General features: G+C 63.7%; 19 protein-coding genes. 11 read left to right on the forward strand and 8 right to left on the reverse strand.

Annotated features, from left to right (window positions below; genetic code table 11):
• Positions 1-208 precede the first annotated feature (208 nt).
• The 3 genes from BC443_RS14765 (at position 209) to BC443_RS14775 (ending at position 5,714) form a co-directional block, all read left to right on the forward strand.
• On the forward strand, positions 209-1,480 hold the full coding sequence (locus tag BC443_RS14765) for an aminotransferase class V-fold PLP-dependent enzyme (protein ID WP_071232595.1): 1,272 nt from the start codon (positions 209-211) through the stop codon (positions 1,478-1,480).
• A gap of 111 nt (positions 1,481-1,591) precedes the next feature.
• Positions 1,592-4,570, forward strand: a complete 2,979-nt coding sequence (locus BC443_RS14770; RefSeq protein WP_071232596.1) for an FAD-binding and (Fe-S)-binding domain-containing protein — start codon at positions 1,592-1,594, stop codon at positions 4,568-4,570.
• Positions 4,571-4,784: 214 nt separating this feature from the next.
• Positions 4,785-5,714, forward strand: coding sequence for a Gfo/Idh/MocA family oxidoreductase (locus BC443_RS14775; RefSeq protein WP_071232597.1), 930 nt, complete (start codon positions 4,785-4,787; stop codon positions 5,712-5,714).
• Positions 5,715-5,829: 115 nt separating this feature from the next.
• Here the strand turns inward: BC443_RS14775 and BC443_RS14780 are convergent, their stop codons facing one another.
• From BC443_RS14780 to BC443_RS14795, 4 genes are all read right to left on the reverse strand, one after another.
• A complete protein-coding gene (locus BC443_RS14780; protein ID WP_071232598.1) occupies positions 5,830-7,131 on the reverse strand; it encodes a TRAP transporter large permease subunit in 1,302 nt (433 codons plus the stop codon).
• A 55-nt stretch (positions 7,132-7,186) separates the two neighbouring features.
• Positions 7,187-7,750 (reverse strand): TRAP transporter small permease, encoded by a 564-nt coding sequence (locus tag BC443_RS14785; RefSeq protein ID WP_071232599.1) that lies wholly within the window; start codon positions 7,748-7,750, stop codon positions 7,187-7,189.
• Between the two features lie 85 nt (positions 7,751-7,835).
• Positions 7,836-8,834: a TRAP transporter substrate-binding protein gene (locus BC443_RS14790; RefSeq protein WP_071232600.1), complete on the reverse strand. Its 999-nt coding sequence runs from the start codon at positions 8,832-8,834 to the stop codon at positions 7,836-7,838.
• A gap of 100 nt (positions 8,835-8,934) precedes the next feature.
• On the reverse strand, positions 8,935-9,891 hold the full coding sequence (locus BC443_RS14795) for a LysR family transcriptional regulator (RefSeq protein WP_071232601.1): 957 nt from the start codon (positions 9,889-9,891) through the stop codon (positions 8,935-8,937).
• A 346-nt stretch (positions 9,892-10,237) separates the two neighbouring features.
• On the opposite strand from BC443_RS14795, the gene BC443_RS14800 reads away from it, so the two are divergent.
• From BC443_RS14800 to BC443_RS14810, 3 genes are read left to right on the forward strand one after another with little or no spacing between them, the layout of a single operon-like run.
• Positions 10,238-10,990 carry a 5-oxoprolinase subunit PxpA gene (locus BC443_RS14800; protein WP_071232602.1) on the forward strand — a complete coding sequence of 251 codons (753 nt, stop codon included), beginning with the start codon at positions 10,238-10,240 and terminating at the stop codon, positions 10,988-10,990.
• Between the two features lie 8 nt (positions 10,991-10,998).
• Positions 10,999-11,730, forward strand: a complete 732-nt coding sequence (locus BC443_RS14805) for an allophanate hydrolase subunit 1 (protein ID WP_071232603.1) — start codon at positions 10,999-11,001, stop codon at positions 11,728-11,730.
• Positions 11,730-12,734, forward strand: a complete 1,005-nt coding sequence (locus BC443_RS14810; RefSeq protein WP_083387435.1) for a biotin-dependent carboxyltransferase family protein — start codon at positions 11,730-11,732, stop codon at positions 12,732-12,734. The genes BC443_RS14805 and BC443_RS14810 overlap by 1 nt, the downstream gene beginning before the upstream one ends.
• Positions 12,735-12,767: 33 nt before the next feature.
• Here BC443_RS14810 and BC443_RS14815 read toward each other — a convergent pair whose 3' ends face one another.
• Positions 12,768-13,241 carry a DUF4174 domain-containing protein gene (locus BC443_RS14815; RefSeq protein ID WP_071232604.1) on the reverse strand — a complete coding sequence of 158 codons (474 nt, stop codon included), beginning with the start codon at positions 13,239-13,241 and terminating at the stop codon, positions 12,768-12,770.
• 219 nt (positions 13,242-13,460) lie between these two features.
• On the opposite strand from BC443_RS14815, the gene BC443_RS14820 reads away from it, so the two are divergent.
• The 3 genes from BC443_RS14820 to BC443_RS14830 all read left to right on the forward strand — a co-directional run bounded on the left by BC443_RS14820 (position 13,461) and on the right by BC443_RS14830 (position 16,254).
• Positions 13,461-14,378 (forward strand): MurR/RpiR family transcriptional regulator, encoded by a 918-nt coding sequence (locus tag BC443_RS14820; RefSeq protein ID WP_071232605.1) that lies wholly within the window; start codon positions 13,461-13,463, stop codon positions 14,376-14,378.
• 49 nt (positions 14,379-14,427) lie between these two features.
• On the forward strand, positions 14,428-15,723 hold the full coding sequence (locus BC443_RS14825; RefSeq protein WP_071232606.1) for an aminotransferase class I/II-fold pyridoxal phosphate-dependent enzyme: 1,296 nt from the start codon (positions 14,428-14,430) through the stop codon (positions 15,721-15,723).
• A 141-nt stretch (positions 15,724-15,864) separates the two neighbouring features.
• Positions 15,865-16,254, forward strand: a complete 390-nt coding sequence (locus BC443_RS14830; protein ID WP_071232607.1) for a DUF4168 domain-containing protein — start codon at positions 15,865-15,867, stop codon at positions 16,252-16,254.
• A gap of 113 nt (positions 16,255-16,367) precedes the next feature.
• On the opposite strand, the gene BC443_RS14835 is transcribed toward BC443_RS14830, so the two are convergent.
• The 3 genes from BC443_RS14835 to BC443_RS14845 all read right to left on the reverse strand — a co-directional run bounded on the left by BC443_RS14835 (position 16,368) and on the right by BC443_RS14845 (position 19,137).
• Positions 16,368-16,901: a PRC-barrel domain-containing protein gene (locus BC443_RS14835; protein WP_071232608.1), complete on the reverse strand. Its 534-nt coding sequence runs from the start codon at positions 16,899-16,901 to the stop codon at positions 16,368-16,370.
• A gap of 204 nt (positions 16,902-17,105) precedes the next feature.
• Complete coding sequence (locus tag BC443_RS14840; RefSeq protein ID WP_071232609.1) at positions 17,106-17,981, reverse strand: AEC family transporter; 876 nt, start codon at positions 17,979-17,981, stop codon at positions 17,106-17,108.
• Between the two features lie 136 nt (positions 17,982-18,117).
• Positions 18,118-19,137, reverse strand: a complete 1,020-nt coding sequence (locus tag BC443_RS14845) for a zinc-dependent alcohol dehydrogenase family protein (protein WP_071232610.1) — start codon at positions 19,135-19,137, stop codon at positions 18,118-18,120.
• Positions 19,138-19,319: 182 nt separating this feature from the next.
• Between BC443_RS14845 and BC443_RS14850 the strand changes: the two genes are divergently transcribed.
• Both BC443_RS14850 and BC443_RS14855 read left to right on the forward strand, forming a co-directional pair.
• Positions 19,320-20,228 (forward strand): LysR family transcriptional regulator, encoded by a 909-nt coding sequence (locus BC443_RS14850; protein ID WP_071232611.1) that lies wholly within the window; start codon positions 19,320-19,322, stop codon positions 20,226-20,228.
• 232 nt (positions 20,229-20,460) lie between these two features.
• A complete protein-coding gene (locus tag BC443_RS14855) occupies positions 20,461-22,137 on the forward strand; it encodes a multidrug ABC transporter permease/ATP-binding protein (protein WP_071232612.1) in 1,677 nt (558 codons plus the stop codon).

The raw sequence follows: 22,137 nt of genomic DNA on the forward strand, positions 1-22,137 counted from the left end.
TTCGGTCTTCTCTTCTTTCTATCGCAAGCGTTCGGCGCTGGCTACTGCGCCGTAGCGGCGGCTATTGGAAAGCGACTTCAACAACGTTTGGCGCGATGAGCTGCGACTTATGTCGAGGTTTGTCAGCGGGCGATTATCCGGCATATTGCGTAATGAATGCAAAAAACCATGTGAAGCGGCCTGTCGCTTCACTCCTGGAGATGCCGCCATGCTCAAGCTCGACCAACATCCCTCCGGCCGCCATTTTCTGCAGATCCCGGGGCCGTCCCCCGTACCGGATCGCATCCTGCGGGCAATGAGTCTGCCCACCATCGATCACCGAGGCCCGGAATTTGGCGAGTTGGGGCTCGAGGTGCTGGGAAAAATCAAGAAGATCTTCAAGACCGAACACCCGGTCATCATCTACCCGGCCTCGGGGACGGGCGCATGGGAGGCGGCGCTTTCCAATACCTTGAGCCCAGGCGACTCGGTATTGATGTTCGAGACCGGGCACTTCGCCACGCTGTGGAAGCAGATGGCGCTTCGACTCGGGCTCGAGCCGGAATTCCTGACTTTGCCCGCGTCGCAGAGCTGGCGATGCGGCGTGCAACCGCAGCTCATCGAAGAGCGCTTGCGCAATGACGGCGAGCACCGGATCAAGGCGGTGTGCGTGGTACACAACGAAACGTCCACCGGGGTCACCAGCGATATCGCCGCCGTGCGCCGGGCCATCGACGCCGCCGGACACCCGGCGCTGCTGATGGTCGATACCATCTCGGGATTGGCGAGCGCCGACTATCGCCACGACGAGTGGGGCGTCGATGTCACCGTGTCCGGCTCGCAGAAAGGGTTGATGCTGCCGCCCGGGATCAGTTTCAACGCGCTGTCGCCCAAGGCAATCGAGGCCAGCCGCCGCTCGACCATGCCTAGGAGCTTCTGGGCCTGGGACGAGATTCTCACCGGCAACGCCAACGGTTACTGGCCCTACACGCCCAACACCAACCTGCTCTACGGCCTCAACGAAGCGCTGGACATGCTGCTGGAAGAAGGCCTGGATCAGGTCTTCGCCCGCCACGAGCGCTGGGGCGAAGGCGTGCGTCGCGCGGTCAACGCCTGGGGGCTGGAAATCCAGTGCCAGGAGCCGGCGCTCTATTCGCCGGTATTGACGGGAGTCGTGGTGCCGGAAGGGATCGATGCCGACGAGGTCCGTCGAACCATTTACGATCGCTTCGACCTGTCGCTGGGCACCGGGCTCGGCAAGGCCAAGGGGCGCATGTTCCGTATCGGCCATCTCGGCGACTGCAACGATCTGACCCTGATCGCCACCCTCGGCGGCTGCGAAGCGGGGCTCAAGCTCTGCGGGGTCGAGCTGTTCGGCAGTGGCGTGCAGGCCGCGCTGGACTTCTTCGCCGACAATCCGGCCCCCGGCACGCCGGCGGCTCGCAAGCTGGCGGCTGGTGCATCGATGGCTCAATCACAGGCTGGTGCCGTTCGCGCCTGAGAGGAGATCGCCATGAGCGTGATGCCGAAAAGCCCTGTTGGAGGGCAAAAGGAGCCACGGCAAAAGGAGGCACCGCGACGGAGAACGACGCGGCAGCCCAGAACCGCCGCCATGAGTGAATTCGAGAGTCGGCTGCGTCGTGAACTGAAAGGCGAAGTGGCGTTCGATGCCGGGTCCAGAGGACGCTATGCCACCGACGCCTCGATCTATCAGATCATGCCGCTGGGCGTCGTCGTGCCGAAAGATCAGGAGGATCTGGCGCTGGCACTGGATATTGCGCGGGACGTCGGCGCGCCGGTGCTGCCGCGGGGCGGCGGCACCAGCCAGTGCGGGCAGACGGTCAACGAGGCGCTGGTGATCGATACCAGCCGCTGGCTGACCGGCATCGGCGATCTCGACGTCGAAGCGCGCACCGTCACGGTCGAGCCCGGCGTGGTGCTCGACCATCTCAACGCCTGGCTCAAGCCCCACGGGCTCTGGTTCCCGGTGGACGTTTCCACCTCGGCGCAGTGTACGCTCGGCGGCATGGCCGGCAACAACTCCTGCGGTTCGCGCTCGATCCGCTACGGCAACATGGTCCACAACGTGCTGGGGCTCGAGGCGACGCTGGCGGACGGGCGAGAGGCGAATTTCGGCTTTCTCGACGAGATCGGACCCGGCTCGACGCTGGCGGGTCTGGCCGATTCGGTGTCGGCCATTATCCATCGCGAGGCGGCAGCGATCCGCGAGCACTATCCTCAGGTGCTGCGCCGGGTCGGTGGTTACAACCTGGACCTGTTCGACTGCCGCAACCCGATTCCCTACGATGCCGAGGGGCGGGCCAACTTCGCCCACCTGCTGATCGGCTCGGAAGGGACGCTGGCCTTCACCCGCCGGCTCAAGCTGAAGCTCTCGCCGCTGCCGGTGCACAAGGTGCTCGGCGTGGTCAACTTCCCGACCTTCTACCAGGCGATGGACATGACCCAGCATATCGTCAAGCTGGGTCCCGCCGCGGTGGAGCTGGTCGATCGCACCATGATCGAACTGGCACTGGAGAACCCGGCCTTCCGGCCGACGGTGGAGAAGTCGCTGATCGGGCGTCCGGACGCGCTGTTGCTGGTGGAATTCGCTGGCGAAGAGCGCGACTCGCAGCTGCGCCAGCTGGAAGCGCTCAAGACCTTGATGGGCGACCTGAGCTTGCCGGACAGCGTCGTCGGGCTGGAAACCGGCGCCGAACAGTCGGCGCTGTGGAACGTGCGCAAGGCCGGCCTCAACATCATGATGAGCATGAAAGGCGACGGCAAACCGGTATCGTTCATCGAGGATTGCGCCGTGCCGCTGGAACATCTGGCGGAATATACCGAGCAACTGACCGACGTCTTCCATCGCCACGGCACCGAGGGTACCTGGTACGCACATGCCAGCGTCGGCACGCTCCACGTGCGGCCGATTCTCGACATGCGCCGTGGCGGCGCCGCCAAGATGCGCGCCATCGCCGAGGAGGCATCGGAGCTGGTCCGCCGCTACAAGGGGGCCTATTCCGGGGAACACGGCGACGGCATCTGTCGCGGCGAGTGGGTGGCGTGGCAGTTCGGAGCCGAGCTCAACGCCGCCTTCGGCGAGATCAAGCGGCTGTTCGATCCGGACAATCGCTTCAACCCCAACAAGATCGTCGATACGCCGAAGATGGACGATGCCCGGCTGTTCCGTTTTCCCAGCGATCACCAGATCATTCCGGTGGCGACCGAGCTGGACTGGTCGGCCTGGGACGTGACCCGCGATCCGCTGAGTGGCGAGCTGGGCGAACCCGGCAGCGGCGGCGATCCGGCCCACGGTCTCGCCAAGGCCGTGGAGATGTGCAACAACAACGGCCATTGCCGCAAGTTCGACGCCGGCACCATGTGCCCGAGCTATCGGATCAGCCGCGACGAGCGCCACCTGACGCGGGGCCGCGCCAATACCCTGCGACTGGTGCTGTCGGGGAAGATCGGCGATCAGGGCCTGGCCAGCGACGAAGTCGCCGAAGCGCTGGATCTTTGCGTCTCCTGCAAGGGCTGCAAGCGCGACTGCCCGACCGGCGTCGACATGGCCAAGTTCAAGATCGAGGCGCGTGCCGCACGGGCCAAGGAGCGTGGTCTGGGATGGCGAGACAAGCTGGTATCCGAACTGCCGCGCTACGCGCCCTGGATGCGTCATGTCGGCGGTGTTGCCTCTCGGCTGGAGCGCGTGACATGGCTCGGCGGGCGCGCCAAGCGCTGGCTGGGCTTCGCCGAGGCGCGCTCGCTACCGGTGTTCAGCGGTGACTATCTGCGCGCGGCACGGCACGAAACTCCCGCCTCGGTGACGGCCGGGGAGGTGGTGCTGTTCGTCGATACCTTCAACAACTATTTCGAGGCCGATAACGCTAGTGCGGCGCGGCGCGTGCTGGAAGCCGCGGATTATCGGGTCCATTTCAATGTCCGTGAGGGCGAACGACCGCTGTGCTGCGGCAGGACCTACCTGGCCGCCGGTCGTGTCGATCGAGCCCGGCAGGAAGCGCGTCGCACCCTGGATGCGTTGATGCCGTTCGTGGCCCGGGGCGTAAAGATCGTCGGGCTCGAGCCCTCGTGTCTGCTCACGCTGCGCGATGAGTTCCTGCACTATGGTTTTGATGACGAGGGCTTTGGCGACGAAGCTCGTCGGCTGGCAGAAGCCGCCATGCTGTTCGAGGAGTTCCTGGTCGCGGAGAAGCAGGCGGGAAGGCTGAACCTGGCACTCGAGCCGCTGGCGGTCAGCCGAGCCAAGGTCCATGGTCACTGCCATCAGAAGGCGTTCGATGCCTTTACGCCGGTCATGACGGTGCTGAACTGGATTCCCGACCTTGAGGTCGAGGCGATCGTCTCTTCGTGTTGCGGTATGGCGGGCAGCTTCGGTTACGAGGCGGAGCATATCGAAGCCTCGCAGCAGATGGCGGAGCTTTCGCTGCTGCCGGCGGTTCGCGAGGCCGGGGAGGACGCCTGGATCGTGGCGGACGGCACCAGTTGCCGACACCAGATTCTCGATGGCGCCGGACGGGAAGCGCTGCACGTGGCGAAAGTGCTGGAGGCGGCATTGCGCCATCAAAAAAAGTAGGGCCAGGTGTTCTTCAAGGCCCGACTCGGCGCCAGTGATCGGCCGGATGCCCAAGTCCGGCCACCGTCATGGCTAAAGAAGGATTGGAGCCGGTTCCCCGCGATGTCATGATCGTCCTCGTCTCGGCGCTCATCGCTGTCATCGTCTATCTGCTATGTCGAAGGAGTCTCGCCGAGCTGCGATATCTCAAGGTTGTTTTTTACAAGGATCTGTCATGGATACCCTTCGTCTCGCGATCGTGGGCTACGGCAAGATCGCCCGCGATCAGCATCATCCGGCGATCGATAACGACGCCCATCTCCAGCTGACGGCCGTCGCCAGCCCTAACGCATCCGTGCCCGATGTGGCGAATTTCGAAAGCCTCGAAGCCCTGCTCGACCAGGGCCCGGAAATCGACGCAGTTGCGCTCTGCACCCCTGCCGGTGTCCGCACGGCGCAGGCGCGTCTGGCCATGGCCCACGGCAAGCATGTGATGCTGGAGAAGCCGCCCGCGGCGACGCTGGCCGAAATCGAAACGCTACGCGAAGATGCCGAACGCCACGGCGTGACGCTGTTCGCGTCCTGGCACTCCCGGCATGCCCACGGCGTGGCGGGAGCGAAGCGCTGGCTGGCAGAGCGCCGGATTCGCCGTGTCGATATCGAGTGGAAGGAAGACGTGCGTGTCTGGCACCCGGGGCAGGCGTGGATCTGGCAGCCCGGCGGCATGGGCGTGTTCGATCCCGGCATCAATGCGCTGTCGATCGCGACCGAGATCCTGCCGACGCCGTTTCATCTGGTCGACGCCCAGTTGCAGGTGCCGGGGAACCGCCAGACGCCGATCGCCGCGTCGCTGGACTTCGTCGATAGCGATGACATACCGATCCATGCCGAGTTCGATTTTCGCCAGCAGGGCACCCCGCCGACCTGGGAGATCCATGTCGACACCGACGCCGGCCGGCTGACGCTGGAAGCGGGCGGCAGACGACTGCTGATCGATGGCGAACTGCAGGAAGAAGGTCCGGATGCCGAATACGCCGGGCTTTACCAACGTTTCGCAGACCTGATCGCCGAAGGCCGCTCGGATGTCGATGTCAGCCCGTTCCGCCACGTCGCCGACTCGCTGATGCTGGGCTACCGGCACACGGTGGAGGACTTCGTCGAGTAGGCTGACGGGCTTCGAGCTTCGAGCTTCGAGCGAAAAATGCCGGCGACGTTATCGCCGGCATTTTTCGTCACGGGGGACCGTGTCCTTCGCGGCACGCGGCACGCGGCTCGCGGCGTCAGCGGTTCATGGCTTGTGGCAGGTACAGCACGATCTCCGGAAACGCCCGCATCAGCACGATGGCGAACAGCATCAGCAGGAAGAACGGCAGCGTCGCCTTGGCGATGGTGAAGATGTTCTTGCCGGTGAGCCCCTGGATCACGAACAGGTTGAAGCCGACCGGGGGCGTGATCTGCGAGATCTCGACCACGATCACCAGATAGATACCGAACCAGATCGGATCGATACCGGCGGCGTTGATCAGCGGCATGATGATCGAGGTCACCAGCAGGATCAGGGAAATTCCGTCGAGGAAGCAGCCCAGCACCAGCAGGAACAGGGTCAGCATCACCAGCAGCACGTTGGGCGACAGCCCCATCGCGGCAATGGCGCTGGCCAGTTGGGTCGGCAGTTGAGTGAAGCTCATGGCCGACGACAGGAACGAGGCGCCGGCGATGATGAACGCGATCATGCATGACGTGCGCAGCCCGGCAAACATCGACTCCAGGAAGATCGACTTGTCGAAGTGACCGTTGCAGCGCGCGATCACCATCGACAGCACTACACCCACAGCGGCGGCTTCGGTAGGAGAGGCGACCCCGCCATAGATACTGCCGAGAATGCCGCCGATCAGCACCAGTAGCGGCAGCAGGCGCCAGCTGTTCCTGACCTTGTCGAGAAAGGGCATCGAGGCTTCGGCGTGACCCGCGCCGCCATGCTTGCCGGCGGTCAGCGACCAGATCACCAGATAGAGCATGAACAGCGCCAGCAGCAGAAGGCCCGGTCCTACGCCTGCCATGAACAGGCGCGAGATCGACTGCTCGGTGACCACGCCGTAGACGATCATCATGATCGAAGGCGGGATCAAAAGACCCAGCGTGGACGCGCTGGCCAGCGTACCGATCGCCAGTGTCTCGCTGTAGCCGCGGCGTTCGAGTTCCGGCAGCGTCATCTTGCCGACGGTGGCGCAGGTGGCCGCGGAGGAGCCGCAGACGGCGGCGAACAGGCCGCTGCCGATGATATTGGAATGCAGCAGCCGTCCGGGAAGGCGATTGAGCCAGGGCGACAGCGCGCGGAACATGTTGTCGGCAAGCCCGGAGCGGAACAGGATCTCGCCCATCCACACGAACATCGGCAGGGCGGTCAGGTCCCAGCCGTAGCTGGCGCCCCAGAAGTCGGAGGCGAGAATGGGGCCGACCTCGAAGCTCGAGAAGCCGGTCAGCGCGATCCAGCCGGTGCCGAGCAGGGCGAAGGCGATCCATACGCCGCCGCCGAGCAGCAGCGCCAGCGTAAGCAGGGTGACTAGACTGAGCGTGAGCAAGAGTCGATACCTCGGTTCAGATTCTTGTTGGAGGCGTTATCAGCAGGCGAAGGAATCACTCGCCACCGAAGTCGTCGTTATCGCCGGGGGCCACGTAGCTCGAGGGCGCCGTCAGCGCCTGGCGCAGCGTGGTCAGCAGGGCTTCCAGCAGTGCCAGGCACAGCAGGGCCAGGCCGATGACCAGGACGGTCTGGGGTATCCATAGCGGGATCGCCATCAGCCCGGAGGAGACATCGCCGTAATCGAGGCTCTCCTGAACCAGGCCGATCACCTCCCAACCGAGCAGCGCGCTGAGCGCCAGCGCGATCGCCAGGCACGCCACTTCGCACCAGACTCTGGCTGCCGCCGGCAATCGGGCGATGACCAGCGTGACGCGAATATGGGCGTAATGGGTGAAGGTGTAGGCGAGACTCAGAAAGGTGGCGCCGACCAGAAGATAGGAGGCGATTTCCGAGACGCCGCTGATCTCGTAGCCGAGGCGGCTGGCGCCGACCAGTACCAGGAGCGCGTCGAGACAGCGCAGCAGCACCTGAAACGTGACCATGCCGCAGATCGCCAGCATGCACGCCGCGGCGCCCCAGGCGCCCAGCCGGTAGAGCGGATCGAGTTTGAACGTCATCACGGGAACTCACGGGTTGCGAGTAGTCAGTAAGGCCCATCGTCGATGGGCCTAATGAATCTGGAATGGCGTTGGAGAGCCGGCGTTACTGGCTCTGCTGGGCCTGAAGCTTGCGATAGCGGTCGACCAGTTGCTTGGCCTGGTCGCCGGCACGCGACTGCCAGTCCTCGAATAGCTGCTGGCCAGCAGCCTGCAACTGCTGCTTGAGCTCGGTATTGGGCTCGCTCACGGTAACGCCGTGGGACTCGAGCGCTTCGGCGCTCTGCGCGCTGTCGTCCTTGCTCAACTGCCAGCCGCGCTGCTCGGCCTTGGCTGCGGCGTCGAGAACGGCCTTCTGCGTGGCGTCATCGAGGCGGTCGAAGGCGCGCTTGTTGACGAAGACGATGTTCTTCGGCAGCCACAGGTTGGCATCGCTGTAGTTCGACACGTAATCCCACGCGGACATCGATTTGCCGGTAGAGACGGAAGTGATCATGGCGTCGACGCGACCGGTACTGAACGCGGTGGGAATATCGGCTTCCTCGGTCTGGGTCGGGATGCCGCCCAGATTTTCGACGAAACGCTGGGTATTGATGTTCGGCGCGCGAACCCGCAGGCCCTCGAACTGGGCGGCATCGGTCAGCTCGAAGTCGGTGTAGATACCCTGTGCCGGCCACGGCACGGCGTACAGCGGCATCAATCCTTCCTTGGCGAAGAGCTCGGTGATGATCGGCTTGGAGGCCTGCCACAGGTCGTAGGCGTCGGCGTAGCTGCCGGCCAGGCCGGGAAGGGTGTCGACTTCGTAGATCGGCGACTCGTTGGAGAGCGTGGAGAGGAAGATCTCGCCTGCCTGGACGGTGCCGCGACGCACGGAGGGTTTGATCTCGGCGTGGCTGATCAGCGAACCGCCGCTATGGACCGTGATGGTCAACTCGCCGTCGGTCGCTTCGGTGACATCCTTGGCGAACTGCTTGGTGTTCTGGGTATGGAAGCTGGCATCGCCGTAGGGAGAGGCGAGATTCCACTGGGCGGCAAGAGCCGGCGTCGCGATGGCCAGTGAACCGGCCATGGCAATCGTCAACAGAGAGAGGTTGGGTGTGCGCATCGACAGGCCTCGAGTTGTTATTGATAGAGGTTGGTATTCAAAGGGTGCAAGACATTAGACATCTTCATTCTTCAAGTTGGCCGGCGATGGCGTCAAATCGTTAATTCTTATCCGAACTATCGGGCCAGGCTTTCACCTTGCCCTGGAGCTCGTCATCAGCATGGTCGCGGGCGTAGCGGGCGGCACAGTCCTGGGCGAGCTGGGTAACCCCTCGGCAGAAGCTCGGGTAGCTGCTGGTACGCCAGATCGCGTTGTAGACCATCGCCGGCAATGGCACCGGTAGCTCCAGCCGCAGCAGTTCGCCGCGCTGGCAGGCATCCGCCACGGTGGAGACGGGCAGCGAGCCGATGCCGACGCCATCGATGCTCATGCGGGCGATGGTCATCAGCGTCGAGGCGCAGTGGATCTTCGGGTCGTCGATACCCAGCTCGGCCAGGTAGGTCACGAGCTCGCTGTAAGGGCGCGCCAGCTTGCTGAACGAGACGAACGGGAGGCGGGACATGGCGCGTGTACCGCCATGGTGCAGCCGCTCGGCGTGCTGTGGCGCCACGAACAGCCCCATCTCGTAGGTGGCCAGCGGCAGCTGTGTTACCGACAGCCCCGGCGCGACGCCATCCATGGCGAAGATCATGTCGAGATCGTTGTCCGCCAGACGCTGATGAAGGAACGGCGAGATATCGACGGTCAGTTCGATGGTGAGCTGCGGGTGGCGCTCGGCCAGCTGGGTCAGAAAGGTACTGAACCAGCTGTGGGCGATGGTCTCGATCACGCCTAGCCGCAGCGTGCCGGAGAAATCCTCCTGATTCTGGAACAGCTGCAGTGCCTCTTCGCGGTTGTTCAACAGGCGTTCGGCGTGGACGTAGAACTCTCGCCCGCGCAGTGTCGGTTGTACCGGCCGCGCGCCGCGGTCGAGCAGCGATTCGCCGACCGCGGCTTCCAGGCGAGTGATGCGATCGGAAATCGACGGCTGGGTCAGATGCAGGCGCGCTGCCACCTTGCGAAACGAGCCCAGCCTGACGACCCAGACGAAGGCTTCGAGCTCCTTGAAATCGAACATGGCGGATTCTCTCGGTAGATTCGGGCCCTGTGCCTTCCCGTGCGGTGCATTCGAGGAAGGCTGATTCTTCGGCGCGCCGGCGTCGACGTCAACTCTCAAGGGGCACCGGCACGCGCCATACGGCGGAATGAAAGATTGCGCCGATACTGCGCATCGCGAAAAACGATTGGACCCTTTCGCCAGCGGTTTCTTAAAGTGCCATGAGGCTGCCCGCCGGCAGCGTGCCTATATCGACGATACGTTCGTGCAACAAAGATACGTTCTTGCAACAAAGATACGTTCTGACAACGACGACACGTTCTGACAACGACGATACGCTCTGACAACAACGACACGAGGTGAAGCGATGCGCGTGCCCCTGCTCAACTGCGACATGGGTGAAAGTTTCGGCAACTGGGCGCTGGGCCTCGACGATCAGGCGATGCCCTTCGTCGACTGCGCCAATATCGCCTGCGGCTTTCACGCCTCCGATCCCGACGTGATGCGCAAGACCGTGGCGATGGCGGTGGCCAACGGCGTGAGGATCGGCGCGCATCCGGGCTATCCCGATCTGGTGGGGTTCGGCCGCCGTTCGATGGCCTGCTCGGCGCAGGAAGTCGAGAACCTGATGCTCTACCAGATCGGAGCGCTGGAAGCCTTCTGCCGCGCCGAAGGCACCCGGGTCAGTTACGTCAAGCCGCACGGCGCGCTCTACAACGACATGGCTGCGGATCTGGATCTGCTGCGCGCGGCGATGCAGGCCGTCGTCCGTTACGATCGCGAGCTGCCGCTGCTGGTGATGTCGACCGCCAATCCCGAGCCGGTACGCGCACTCGCGGCGGAAATGGGCGTGACGCTATGGTTCGAGACCTTCGCCGACCGTGCCTACGATGCCAGGGGGCATCTGGTGTCGCGACGCCTGCCGGGGGCCGTGCATCACGATCGCGGCGCCATCGTCGATCAGGCCGTGGCGCTGGCCAAAGGCGAGCCGCTGACGGCAAGCGATGGCAGCAAGCTGCATCTGCCGGCGGATACCCTGTGCGTTCATGGCGACAATGCCGAATCGGTCGCAGCGGTCAAAGCCATCCGTGAAGCCTTCCAGCAGCTGGTTGAAGCATGAGCCGACGCATGAGCCAATCGCCTTCCCCCGCTCTTTCGCCCTCTTTTCGAATGGAAACGGTGGGTATGGATGCGCTGATCGTCAGGCTGTTCGACGCCATCGACGAGGCGCACATGCCGTGGATCCTGGCCGCCGACAACGCCTTGCGCGAAGGCCTCGGCGGGGCGCTGATCGATCTGGTGCCGTCCTATACCACGCTGCTGGTGCATTACGACATCGAGCAGCTGTCCCACATCGAGGCCAGAAGGCGGGTCCAGCAGGCCCTGCACGGCTTGCAGCCGGCTTCGACCGAGGCCGGGCGCGAACACCGCATCCCGGTCTGGTACGACGAAAGCGTCGGTCCTGAACTCCCGAGGATCGCCGAGCGCCTGGGTGTCGATACCGACGAGATCGTGCGACGCCATACCAGCCGCGACTACTGCGCCTTCGCGCTGGGATTCTCTCCCGGTTATGCGTTCATGGGCATGATCGAGGAGGCGCTGGCCACGCCGCGGTTGAAGACGCCGCGCCAGAAAGTGGCTGCAGGCAGCGTGGGAATCGCCGAGCGCCAGACTGCCATCTACTCCATGCGTTCTCCGGGCGGATGGAACATTCTCGGCCGTACCGCCGTCAAGCTGTTCGACCGCGATCGCGACGAAATCAGCCTCTTCCGGCCCGGTGACCGAGTGCGCTTCGAGCCGATCAGTCGCGAAGCCTTTATCGAACAGGGCGGCGATACCACGCCGCTGGAGGAGCGCTGATGGCGACGCGGACGACCACGCAGAAGGTTACGACAACTACTGCACGAAACGGAACGCCAAACCCGACGCAACCCACGCAGGCGTCACTCGTCGTCGAGCGTACGGGGCCGCTGGCCCTGGTGCAGGACGCGGGACGCTTCGGTTGTCGCCATCTTGGCGTGACCCAGGGCGGTGCGCTGGACTGGATTTCGCTGGGATGGGCCAACTGGCTTCTGGGCAACGCGCCGGACGCCGCCGGTATCGAGATTGCCATCGGCGGGCTCGCGCTCAAGGCGGAACGGACGCTGCGACTGGCCATCGCCGGTGCCGATCTCGGCGCGACGCGGGACGGCGAGCCGCTGGCGGCCAACGGCAGCTTCACGCTCGAACAGGGTCAGGTTCTCGCGTTCGATCAGCCGAGGGCCGGGCTACGCGCCTATCTGGCATTGCCGGGCGGGATCGACGCGGCGCCCTTCATGGGCAGCCTGTCGACGGTAGCTCGCGAACAGCTGGGCGGTCTCGATGGCCGGGGCAGTGCGATCCAGGTTGGAGACCGTCTGGTCGCGGCATCGTCGACGCCGCAGAGGGGCGAGCCGTTGCGGGAGCTGCCGTCCTTATGCGCCATGCCGACAGACGAGGCCGTGCTCGAGCTGGTCACCGGGGCACAGATCGCCCACTTCGACGGCGCCAGCCTGTTTGCCGCCTTCAATCAGCCCTGGCAGGTGGATAGCCGTGCCGATCGCATGGGCGTGCGACTGACTGGCCCGGTGCTGCGCTGTCAGGCGGGCGGGATGGTGTCGGAAGGCATTCCGCTCGGCGCCGTCCAGGTGCCACCGGACGGACAGCCGATCATCCTGCTAAACGATCGCCAGACCATTGGCGGCTATCCGCGTCTCGGTGCGTTGTCGCCTATCGCTTGCGCGCGGCTGGGGCAGTGCGCCCCCGGCACGACGATCAGACTCTCCCCGGTCACCCCGCATCAGGCGCGCACGCGCTATCTGCGCCAGCTTGCGCGCTGGCGCTAGCCGCCAGCGCTCATCCATGCACCGGGTGGCCGATCATTTCTCGGCCGCCCGGCGCATCGGCATCCGGTCGATGGTGGCGTAGATCTCCTCCAGGTCGACGTCGCCTCGAAGCTGAACCTTCTTGCCGCCATCCTTGCCGATCAGGATCGTCGTCAAGCCCTGATCGGGGCTGACGCCCAGTGCCTCCAGCAGCGCCCGGGTTTCATAGGGCGTCATCGGCTGGCCGTGGCGCGTGCCGCTGTCTCCTTCGACCGTATAAAGCAGCATGTCACGGTCGGTGAACGCTCCCCGTGTCTCTTCGAGCTGTTGCCGCAGGTGCCGATAGGCCGGCTGCCCTGCGTCCGGTGTCACCACGACCAACGGTCGAAAGTTCCATTTGTCAGTGATCAGCGGGTTGGCTGGGTTCTTTCCGTCGTCCGGGCGGGCGGCGTCGTCCGCCGCGAACACGGCGCTCGTCGCCAGAAAGGCGCCTGCCATCAGCGCACCGGCCATTAACCATCGTTTCATAAGCGTCTCCAGGCGTGTCGTTTACGCGTACTCTATAGCTTGTGACCCGTGTAAGGCAGAGGGGTTCAAGGCAGCGGGCTGAGTCATCGCGTTGCATCGGAATCGTCATCGCGTTGAATCGGAACCCAGCTTGGCAAATTTATTTCCTGTTTTGAAAATATATTTGCCGATATCTGGGCAAAGGTATAACCTCACAAAACTGAAAAAGAGGGACTGGTCATGGCCGATCACGATGGTTTCGACACGCCCCCCACATCGATAGCTGCCCTGCAGGCGCTCTCGATTGCCGCGCGCCGAGGAGAAGCTCAGGCGCCCAGGTTGACTCCGGGCGGCCTCAAGCTGCTGGAGCAGTTGCTCGCAGCCCCGGAACCGGCGGCGACGCTGAGCATTTCGGCACTGGCCCGGCAGCATGGCGTCAATGCCTCCAGTCTGACTCGCCTGGCGCACGCGCTGGGGCTGACCGGGTTCAAGGCCTTCCAGGCGCTGTTCCGTGCCGATGCCACCAACGGGGCGTTCTATTCCACCCGCGCCGAACGTCTGCTCGATCTCGGTCAGGTGCCGAGCGAGGGGGATCACCCGGTTCAGCAGCAGACCTTGTGGCAGGAGGAGATGGGCAATCTCTCGCGAACGGCCGAAGGGCTCGATGACGCAAAGCTGGAGCAGGCGGCGCGAGCGCTGATCGAGGCGCGTCGCGTGCATGTGGTCGGTCAGCGCGCCTGCTTCGCGGGGGCGCATTATCTTTCTTATTATCTGGGCTACCTGCGCAGCGACGTCCGTCTGATCGATTCGCTGGGCGGCCTCAATCTCGAGGCGGTACGAGAGCTGGGGGAGGGGGATCTGGTGGTGGGTGTCAGTTATCGGCCGGAGACCCGGATCAGCGTCGATTATTGTCAGCAGGCGCTGGAACAGGGCGCGCAGCTGCTGGCACTGACCAATCACGGTTCCGCCCGGCTGGCCACGATGACCGAGATGACACTGCTCGCCTCCGCCGAGGGGCCTTTCTTCTTCAATCCCATGAGCAGCCTGTTCGTGGTGATCGAAATGCTGTTGTCCCACATGGCCCACGAGATGGGCGGCGATGCCGTGGCGTCGATCCGCCGTCGTGAAGCCTTGATCGCCCGCTGGCAGATCGAGTGATCCGCCTCGCCGACTCTTTTGACCCGCGCCACCCAGGAGAAATCCCGTCATGAACGTTTCATCGGGGCTCGCAGCCGAGCTGCTGAATCGCGACTATCACGCCGACGCTAATGCCACGCCGGCCTCCGACACGCTGTTAATCAACGAACAGTCGCGATTGCGCGAGTCGAAGGGCGAGCGGATCGTCAAGTTCGGCTTCGGCCAGTCGCCGTTCCCGGTCTATGGGCCGGCCGTGGAGGCCTTGACCGAACACGCCGCCAGCAAGGCCTATCTGCCGGTTCAGGGGCTGCCGGCGTTGCGCGAGCAGGTCGCAGCCTTCCACCGCGAGCTGGATGGGACCGATTGGAAAGCCGAACGGGTGTTGATCGGCCCCGGCAGCAAATTGCTGCTGTTCGCCTTGATCAAGGCGCTGCCAGCGGCGGAAATCCTGATCCCTGCGCCGGCCTGGGTTTCCTATGCGCCGCAGGCGCGTCTGGCAGGGCAGACCGCAGTCAAGCTGGCGGCGAGTTTCGAAACGCGCTGGCAGATCACGCCCGAACAGCTCGAGGCGCATTGCCGTGAAGGCGGCAGCCGCACGCGACTGCTGATACTCAACGCGCCCGGCAATCCCACCGGATTATCGCCCGATGCCGACAGCCAGCAGGCGCTGGCCGAGGTGGCGCGTCGCCATGGCGTGATCGTGCTGGCCGACGAGATCTACGGGCCGCTGGATCACGACGGCTCTCATCGCGCCTTCGCGCTCGACTACCCGGAGGGCACGGTGACCACCAGCGGCCTGTCGAAGTGGTGTGGCGCGGGCGGGTGGCGGCTGGGGGTGATGCACGTGCCCGAAGCGCTGGGAGACGAGATTGTCTCGCGCCTGCTGGGCATCGCCTCGGAGACCTGGTCGAGCGTTGCCAGCCCGGTTCAGGAGGCCGCCTGCGTCGCCTATCGAGTGACGCCGGAATTGACCGAGTACCTCGATCGCCAGCGAGCATGGCTAGGCCTGATCGGCCACTGGTGTGCGACTCGGCTGCAGGCGGCGGGCATTCGCACGCATCTTCCCGACGGCGGCTTCTACCTGTTTCCCGACTTCGAGGCGCATCGCGAAGGACTGGCTCAACGGGGCATCATGACCAGTGCCGACCTGACCGCGCGGCTGCTGGCCGAGACCGGCGTAGCCTTGCTGCCGGGTAGCGCCTTTGGTTGCGACCCCGCCCAGCTCACGGTGCGTCTGGCTTATGTGGACTTCGATGGCGAGGCGCTGCTGGCGCATCAGCCGCAGCGCCATGACGATCCCATGGCGTTACCGGCGCTCGACAAGGTTCGCGACGGTATTCAGGCTATCGTTGAATGGTTACCATGAGGGAGCGAGTTGGAAGGGGAATTGCGCTCAAGTTTCTTAAGGAAACATTAAATTTCCAGGCGAAACACTTCCGGGCGGAACTCTCTGCCATGAGTGGCATCCCATGACAGCACATGCATAAAATCGTACTTGGAGGTATTCATGCAAAGGATCACTGCATTTCTCGCGGCGGCAATGATGACGACCGGTCTCGTCAGCGCACCAGCCATGGCGCAAGACCAGAACGCAGCCGGCAGCGGTTCGCAGGCACAGGCACCTGCCAAGAATTTTTCCGATGAGCAGTTGCAGCAGTTCGCCGATGCCTCTCAGAACATCGCGATGATCTCTCAGGATTACACTGAGCAGTTGCAGAACGCTTCCGACGAAGACGAGCAGCAGAAGATCCGTCAGCAGGCCAATGACGAAATGGTGCAGGCGGTGAAGGACAGCGGCATGAGTGTCGAGCAGTTCAACTCCATCGGTCAGGCCATCCAGCAGGATCCGCAACTGATGCAGCGTGTCAAAGGCATGGTCCAGCAGCCCCAGCAGTAATCGGGCCGGATTGCAGCGGTCTCGTAAACCGCCCAAAGAAAAACCGCCGACCTCGGGTCGGCGGTTTTTTTGTATCGGTATCTGGCTCGATGCTTTATCAGAGCGCGGTACGATCAGTTGTTGTCGATCGCGTCGCTGGCATCATCCAGGAGGTCTGAAGTGGCGGCCTTGGTGTTCTGCCAGGCACTGGAAGCGCCTTGCTTGGTGTTTTCCCAGGCATCGGCCGCCTGGTTCTTGGCATTTTGCCACCAGTCGTTGGTGTATTCGGGCTGCTGCTTCAGGGCGTTTCCATCCATGTCGAGTACGACGCGATACTCCATGTCGTCGAGGCTCTCGTCATGGTTGGTCTCGACCGTGAATTCGCCGTTCTGGACGACGAAGTTCTTGTCGCCCATGTCGAGTACGCCACCAGCTTCGACGACCAGTGCCTGGACGCTCATGTCTTCGCCCAACAGAATGTCCTCGACATCGCCAATGTCTTCATTCGGCTTGCTGGACAGGAAGACGTCTGCATCCATCAGTTCATCGGCGGAGTAGAGACCTTGCGGGTCTGTGGTGTCCTGCGCCAGGGCGGCCTGGGACATCATCACGCTGCCGGCTGCCAGCGTGGCCACGCCGAGTGTCTGTTTCCATGACAGGTTTTGCATCTGTGTCTCCTTGCCTTGCGGCTTCTTGGGCGTGCGACTCTCTATCTGTACATGCAATCTAGGCATGTAACTAGTCGGTGCATAAAGCCATCTATACATACGACTGTCTATACATCCAACTAGCTGTAATCCATTAACTTTTCCAAGATTACACTTTGTAATGTAGTTGCTCGTCGTGCTTTTGCAAGCCGAGGATGCGATGCGCTACAGCATGAAGGCCAGTTCCAGCGGCAGGTAGACGAAGGCCAGCACGGTGGAGCAGAACACCAGGCTGGCGACGTACTCCGGCTCGCGACGGGAACGTTGCGCGAACAGATAGTTGTAGACGGCGACCGGCATGCTCATCTGGAGCGCCACGGCGCTGGCGGCCACCGGAGGCAGGCCGAACCAGGCAGCGATGCCGAACGAGAGGGCCAGCGCGATGGGTACGCGGCACAGCGTGAACAGAAATCCCGAAGATAGGCTGCGGGCCTGGATGCTGGCCAGCGAGACGCCCAGGGTTATCAGCATCAGCGGGATGGTCAGGCCGGAGAGAAGGTGGACGGTATTGCCGAGCCATGCCGGCAGATGAACGCCGGACAGCAGCAGTGTCAGCGAGATGGCGATGCTGTAAAGCGTGGGATTGCGGGCCAGCGCTTTCCAGGGGTTGCCGCGCGTGGCCATCATCATGCCGATGGTGAACTGGATCAGCGCGTTGGCGACCCAGGCCGTCATGGCGAAGGTGAATCCTTCCTTGCCGAAGGCGTAAAGCGAAACCGGCAATCCCATGTTGCCGGCATTGGGATACATCATCGGCGAGATGATCACCTGCCAGGGTTTGCCCAGCAGTCTGGCGACGCCGAAACTCGCTACCGCCATGCCGGCCAGGACCACGAAAGTCGTGGCGAGAGTACGCCCGAAGGTATGCGGGTCGACCTCGGCATTGGCCAGAGAAGCGAGTACCAACGCTGGCGTACCGATATTGAACACCAGCTTGGTGACGAACTCGGTGGGGTAGTTCAGCCCCAGGCGAATCCAGCCGAACCCGATGCTTGCTCCAACCAGGACTGGCGCCATGACCGCGAACAGTTGAGCAAGCATCGAATATCCTTGAGCCCTTTAGCCTGACTGAGGGCGGTGAGAGAGAAAGAGCGACAAAAGTGGAAGGCCGTATTGTCGTCAATCCGTCAGGCGACTGGCAATGCGTGTTTGCCAATCACCGTCGCGCCCCCGCCGATCAGGCCATTTCGACCACGATGCGCCCATGGTGATTGGCGCAGGTTTCCAGATAGCGATGTGCCTCGACCATCTCCTCGAACGCGAAGCGGTAGTCGATCTGCGGCTTGATCTCGCCGGCCCGGGTCATCCGCTCGACCTCGGCAATGGCACGTTCCAATGCTTCCCGGTTCTGGGGGATGCCCAGTTCCGGCTTGCCGCTGAAGTTGGAAAGACAGTGCACATGGAACTGGATGTTCTTGCGGAAGGCGGCCTGAGCCGGAAACGTGGTCTGGTTGCCTCCCATCAGGCCGTAGAGAATCATCCGGCCCCGAGGCGCCATGACATCGCCCAGCAGATTCATCTGAGGGCCGCCCAGCGCATCCAGCACCACATCGACGCCATGGTGATCGGTCAGCTTGTTGATCCGGGTAACGAGGTCCTGGGTTTCCGTGTGTACCACCGCGTCGGCGCCCAGGGACTTGAGATAGTCGATCGCCGACTCGTGCGGTGTCGCGGCGATGACCCGGGCGCCCAGCGCATGGGCGATCTGGACGGCGTAGGGGCCACCGATATGGCAGGCACCGGTGATCAGCACCGTTTCGCCGGGTTTGAGGTCGGCCACCTCGCGAAATCCCAGCCAGCTGATCAGCGACGGAACGTAGTGAACGCTGGCTTCGGCCGGGGGCAGACAATCCGGATAGGCAATGAGCGCCTCGGCCGGCAGCAGCACGCGCTCGGCGTGTGCCGTATACTTGTTGGGATCGAACGCGGGGATCGAAGCGACGCGCTCTCCCGGCGAGAAGGCCGTCACCCCCGGGCCGACGGCGATGACCCTGCCGGCCATCTCGCTACCCGTGCCGGCCGGCAGCCTGGCCTCCGTGGGCGCCATGTTGCGCCGCCACAGGATATCGTACCAGTTGAGGCCGAGCGCCTCGGTTTCGATCAGGATTTCCCCGGCGGCGGGGTGCGGGTCGTCGCGTTCAATGATTTCCAGAACGTCGGCATCGCCGAAACGTTGAAACTGTATCGCACGTGACATCGTGCACCTCAATGATTCCAGAGTTTGTCCCGACTCTATCGACGATGACGGGCAAAGACTATGCTCAGGGATCGATAGTGGCTATAACGCTGATCGATACAGCACCCGCCATGGTGATGCGATCGCCGCAGCGGGTGCCGGGAGCAACGAGTGGGCCGCCAGCCGTCGAAGGGAGGAGAGGCATGAACCGTAGTGACCTGAGGGGGGTGGATTTCAAGCTGCTGGTCGTGTTCGAGACCCTGATGCAGGAACGCAGCGTCTCGCGGGCCGCGGAGCGATTGTTTCTGGGTCAGCCGGCCACCAGTGCCTCACTTGCCAGGCTCAGGGATGTCTTCAACGATCCGCTGCTGGTGCGAACGGGTCGCCAGATGGTGCCGACCGCTCGTGCCGAGCAGATCTACGAACAGCTGCAACCCGCCCTCGATGCCATCTCCAACGTGCTCAGCCGTACCAGCGATTTCGACCCCGAGACCAGCGAGGCGGTGTTTCGAATCGGGTTGAGCGACGACATCGAGTTCGCCCTGCTGCCGGCGCTGCTCAAGCGGCTGCGGACCGAAGCGCCGGGCATCGTGCTGGTGGTCCGGCGGGCCGATTTCCACCTGATGCCGCAACTGCTCAATACCGGTGAAGTGACCGTTGCCGCCGGTTATGCGCGGGAGCTGCCGGCCAATGCGAAGCAGAAGATCCTGCGCCACAGCCGCGCCAAGGTACTGCGGGCGGATAGCCGCCCGGGGGCACTGACCCTCGACGACTACTGCGAGCGGCCGCATGCACTGGTGTCATTCGATGGCGATCTCAATGGCTACGTCGACGATCTGCTCGCCGAGCAAGGCCGCAAGCGCCGCATCGTGCTGGCCGTCCCGCAGTTCAACAGTCTGGCCTCGCTGTTGCGGGATACCGACATGGTCGCCACCGTGCCGGATTACGCCGCGGACGTGCTGGCCGCGCAGGGCGGGCTGCGGGTGGACGAGATGCCGCTGGAGCGTGCGCCGTCGCCGCTGAGCATGGTGTGGCAGAGCGTCTACGACAACGACCCTGCCGAGCGTTGGCTGCGCTCGCGAATACAGATGATGTTCTCCGACGACGAATGAATCGAAGCCGACCCGGTCGTCCACATCCGGTCGTCTGCACCAGGCGGCTTGACTTCACGGGTGAAGATCAGAATCATTCGCGCCTGCGGTGAGCTGGTCATCTATCGGCGCCGTGCTTCTCGCTCAAGGGTCTGACAAGCCTTTTCCGGGCTGCCGCTTCTGTCGGAAGTGTCATGGCGGAATGCCATGTCCAAGATCGTGAGCGAGCCCAATCGCCGGCTACGGAATCCGAATGGAACTACTGCGCGTCGTCTTTCGTCACTATCGCTGGCCGTTCATCGGCGTCATGCTGCTCAGTCTGCTGAGCGCGGCGCTGGGGATCGGCGTCATCGCCTTCATCAACCACTACCTGATCGTCACCGACGGCACCGCCATCACGGCTCTGCTGCCTTTCATCGGGCTGGTGGCGCTGCTACTGGCGGTCACGCTGGGATCGCAGCTGGCGCTGACGACGCTGGGCCACCATTTTGTCTACCGCTTACGCGGCCGCCTGATCAAGCGCATCCTCGATACCGACATCGAACGTCTCGAGCAGCTCGGGAGCGCGCATCTGCTGTCGTGCCTTTCCAGCGACATCCGCAACGTGACCATCGCCTTCGTCCGCCTGCCGGAACTGGTGCAGGGGGTCGTCATCACGCTGGCTTCCGTCGTCTACCTGTTCTGGCTCTCGCCGCCGCTGCTGCTGATCACGGCGATCTGGATTGCCGTGACCATGCTGGTCGGCTGGTGGCTGGTATCGAAGGTCTATCACCACATTCACATTACCCGCACCACCGACAGCCGGCTCTACCAGGACTACGAGACGATCATTCACGGGCGCAAGGAGCTGGCGCTCAACCGCGACCGCGCCCGGCACCTGCTGGAAGAGGTCTACGGTGCCAACGCCCGCACCTATCGCGATCACATCATTCGCGCCGACACCTACCACCTGAGCGCGGGCAACTGGACCAACATCATGATGCTGGGGGCCATCGGCCTGGTGTTCTTCCTGGCCAACGGTCTGGGCTGGTCGAACACTGCGGTGGCGGCGACGTTCTCGCTGACCCTGCTGTTTCTGCGCTCGCCGCTGATCCAGGCCGTCGGCGCGACGCCGACACTGATCACCGCGCAGGTCTCCTTCGACAGGCTGCGCGAGCTGGCGCTGGCCGAGTACCGTGCCGATTTCGATCTGGTCGAGACGCACAGCGAGTGGCAGTCGCTGGAGTTGCGCGACATTACCTATCGCTACCCGGCCAGGGCGGGGCGGGAAGGCTTTGCGCGCGTGGGTTTCGAAATAGGCCCGATCAATCTGCGCCTGAAGCGTGGCGAGCAGGTCTACCTGATCGGCGGCAACGGCAGCGGCAAGTCGACGCTGGCCAAGCTGTTGACCGGGCTCTACCGCCCGCACTCGGGCGAGATCCGTATCGATGACGAGGCCATTGATGAAGCGGGGTGGCATCGCTACCGGCAGCGCTTTTCCGCGGTCTACACCGATTTTCACCAGTTCGATCGGCTGATGGGGCCGCATGGCGGCAGCGCCGATCCCGCACTGCTGGACAACTGGCTGCAGACGCTGCAGCTCGCGCGCAAGCTGCAGCTCGAGGATGGCCGAATCCTCGATACCGAACTCTCCCAGGGCCAGCGCAAGCGTCTGGCGTTGCTGATGGCGCTGGTCGAACAGCGCCAGATCCTGCTGCTGGACGAGTGGGCCGCGGATCAGGATCCGCAGTTCCGCCGCGCCTTCTACCGCGAGCTGATGCCGCGTTTTCGCGAACTCGGCATCACGGTCTTCGCGATCAGCCACGACGATCACTATTTCGCCCACGCCGACCGGCTGCTGGAGATGCGCGATGGCCAGCTGCGCGAACTGACCGGCGACGAGCGCGAGCTGGTCAGTCGTGACGCCGTGGCCAGGATCGACACGCCCTGA

Origin of the sequence: Salinicola sp. MIT1003 (assembly GCF_001858555.1) — a bacterium.
Classification (GTDB): domain Bacteria; phylum Pseudomonadota; class Gammaproteobacteria; order Pseudomonadales; family Halomonadaceae; genus Salinicola; species Salinicola salarius.

What these genes read in the sequence shown, in the direction of transcription:
- BC443_RS14765 (WP_071232595.1), top strand. Translation starts at nt 209, where the DNA reads ATGCTCAAGCTCGACCAACATCCCTCCGGCCGCCATTTTCTGCAGATC.
- BC443_RS14770 (WP_071232596.1), top strand. Translation starts at nt 1,592, where the DNA reads ATGAGTGAATTCGAGAGTCGGCTGCGTCGTGAACTGAAAGGCGAAGTG.
- BC443_RS14775 (WP_071232597.1), top strand. Translation starts at nt 4,785, where the DNA reads ATGGATACCCTTCGTCTCGCGATCGTGGGCTACGGCAAGATCGCCCGC.
- BC443_RS14785 (WP_071232599.1), bottom strand. Translation starts at nt 7,750, where the DNA reads ATGACGTTCAAACTCGATCCGCTCTACCGGCTGGGCGCCTGGGGCGCC.
- BC443_RS14790 (WP_071232600.1), bottom strand. Translation starts at nt 8,834, where the DNA reads ATGCGCACACCCAACCTCTCTCTGTTGACGATTGCCATGGCCGGTTCA.
- BC443_RS14795 (WP_071232601.1), bottom strand. Translation starts at nt 9,891, where the DNA reads ATGTTCGATTTCAAGGAGCTCGAAGCCTTCGTCTGGGTCGTCAGGCTG.
- BC443_RS14800 (WP_071232602.1), top strand. Translation starts at nt 10,238, where the DNA reads ATGCGCGTGCCCCTGCTCAACTGCGACATGGGTGAAAGTTTCGGCAAC.
- BC443_RS14805 (WP_071232603.1), top strand. Translation starts at nt 10,999, where the DNA reads ATGAGCCAATCGCCTTCCCCCGCTCTTTCGCCCTCTTTTCGAATGGAA.
- BC443_RS14810 (WP_083387435.1), top strand. Translation starts at nt 11,730, where the DNA reads ATGGCGACGCGGACGACCACGCAGAAGGTTACGACAACTACTGCACGA.
- BC443_RS14815 (WP_071232604.1), bottom strand. Translation starts at nt 13,241, where the DNA reads ATGAAACGATGGTTAATGGCCGGTGCGCTGATGGCAGGCGCCTTTCTG.
- BC443_RS14820 (WP_071232605.1), top strand. Translation starts at nt 13,461, where the DNA reads ATGGCCGATCACGATGGTTTCGACACGCCCCCCACATCGATAGCTGCC.
- BC443_RS14825 (WP_071232606.1), top strand. Translation starts at nt 14,428, where the DNA reads ATGAACGTTTCATCGGGGCTCGCAGCCGAGCTGCTGAATCGCGACTAT.
- BC443_RS14830 (WP_071232607.1), top strand. Translation starts at nt 15,865, where the DNA reads ATGCAAAGGATCACTGCATTTCTCGCGGCGGCAATGATGACGACCGGT.
- BC443_RS14835 (WP_071232608.1), bottom strand. Translation starts at nt 16,901, where the DNA reads ATGCAAAACCTGTCATGGAAACAGACACTCGGCGTGGCCACGCTGGCA.
- BC443_RS14840 (WP_071232609.1), bottom strand. Translation starts at nt 17,981, where the DNA reads ATGCTTGCTCAACTGTTCGCGGTCATGGCGCCAGTCCTGGTTGGAGCA.
- BC443_RS14845 (WP_071232610.1), bottom strand. Translation starts at nt 19,137, where the DNA reads ATGTCACGTGCGATACAGTTTCAACGTTTCGGCGATGCCGACGTTCTG.
- BC443_RS14850 (WP_071232611.1), top strand. Translation starts at nt 19,320, where the DNA reads ATGAACCGTAGTGACCTGAGGGGGGTGGATTTCAAGCTGCTGGTCGTG.
- BC443_RS14855 (WP_071232612.1), top strand. Translation starts at nt 20,461, where the DNA reads ATGGAACTACTGCGCGTCGTCTTTCGTCACTATCGCTGGCCGTTCATC.